Annotated in this window: 3 protein-coding genes; 2 read left to right on the top strand and 1 reads right to left on the bottom strand. The window is 60.2% G+C overall.

All coding sequences use genetic code 11. The annotated features are described in order from the left end of the window. Window positions 1–126: 126 nt before the first annotated feature. Window positions 127–330 carry a YdcH family protein gene (locus EN964_RS34515; RefSeq protein WP_013529216.1) on the bottom strand — a complete coding sequence of 68 codons (204 nt, stop codon included), beginning with the start codon at window positions 328–330 and terminating at the stop codon, window positions 127–129. Window positions 331–569: 239 nt separating this feature from the next. On the opposite strand from EN964_RS34515, the gene EN964_RS34510 reads away from it, so the two are divergent. Beyond that, window positions 570–749, top strand: a complete 180-nt coding sequence (locus EN964_RS34510; protein ID WP_013529217.1) for a YdcH family protein — start codon at window positions 570–572, stop codon at window positions 747–749. 334 nt (window positions 750–1,083) lie between these two features. Further along, a partial coding sequence (locus EN964_RS34505; protein WP_164776385.1) for a flavodoxin-dependent (E)-4-hydroxy-3-methylbut-2-enyl-diphosphate synthase occupies window positions 1,084–1,428 on the top strand: 345 nt, incomplete at its 3' end.

Genomic DNA, 1,428 nt, shown 5'->3' with positions numbered 1-1,428 from the left:
ACCATGTGCCTGGTGGTCCCCATCGATACGTCCGAGGAGCGGACCGGCGAACTTATCGGCCTGCTGCGTGATCGTGCCGCGAGACTTTCGATCGCAGCCTAGGCATGCGAACGAGCGAATGCCAGTTCATGCAATAATGTCGGGAATGATCTTGTCTTCCAGCGCCATCAGCCGATCCTTGAGGAACAGCTTCTTCTTCTTCATGCGCTGGATCTGCAGCGGATCGCAGGCCATGGCGATCATCGCGTTGATGGCGGCATCGAAATCGGCGTGTTCCTGCTTCAGGCGGGAAAATTCGAGGCGAATATCGGCCTGTTCCTGATCGGACATTCTCTACCGTCTGCACGTCTGCGGCGCCCAAAACTGGGCCTGATTGGGCGGGACCGGGTGTTTTGTCACCGGCGTGCAGCCCATATCACATTTCAAGGTGTCGTGGAATGCTACCACGGATCATTCGACATCGCCCGCGGAAGGTGACACACTGTCACCGTGCCGTCACAGAAGCGAACCTGCGGTGGACGCGCCGTGACGGTTGCAATCGAGGAAAACCATGAAAGGGAGAACCAATCATGTCTCTTGCATCCCATCTTGATGAGTTGCAGCGGAAACACGGCGACATCGAACGTGAAATCGATGACGCGATGAATCATCCATCGGTCGACGACCTCGAAATCGTGAATCTCAAGCGACGCAAGCTGGCACTCAAGGACGAGATTGAAAAACTAAGAGGCAAACCGACCACGCATTGACGCCCTCCTGACATAGCCGCCCAATATCCGCGGCCTCTTTTCCCGGCGGCACCCCGCCGCCGGCGTGGAGGGTTTTGATTTTCCAGCACCGGTCTGTCAGCCGAAGCTGGACTTGCACCCGGCTCAATCTCCGCTTCGGCCGTCGCCCGTTTCGCCAGATCATCGATTGTTTCTGGTCGCCGGCGGCGGGCGATTCCGGCCAGTGGCGACCTGTCGCCATTGACAAGCCATCTTTGCTCCTCCACCTCATGCCCGGACCTCAGCGCATCGGCCCGGGGCGTCGTTGTGCGTCCATGCAGGACACAAGATGCTCCAGAGACAAAAGGCTGCCGGCATGACCGGATATTTTTCCTCTCCTTTCCCCCGCCGCACGTCGGTCGGCGTCGATGTCGGCGGCGTGGTCGTCGGCGGCGGCGCGCCCGTTATCGTCCAATCGATGACCAACACCGATACGGCCGATATCGACCAGACGGTTGCGCAGGTCGCAGCGCTGCACCGGGCCGGCTCGGAGATCGTGCGCATCACCGTCGATCGCGACGAGAGCGCCGCCGCCGTGCCGCGCATTCATGAGCGGCTTCAGCGGCTTGGTATCAACGTGCCGCTGGTCGGCGATTTCCACTATATCGGCCACAAGCTTTTGGCCGATCATCCGGCCTGCGCCGAGGCGCTGGCCAAATAC

The organism is Mesorhizobium sp. M7A.F.Ca.CA.001.10.2.1 (genome assembly GCF_003998575.1).
Classification (GTDB): domain Bacteria; phylum Pseudomonadota; class Alphaproteobacteria; order Rhizobiales; family Rhizobiaceae; genus Mesorhizobium.
This window is presented reverse-complemented; position numbering and strand designations above follow the sequence as displayed.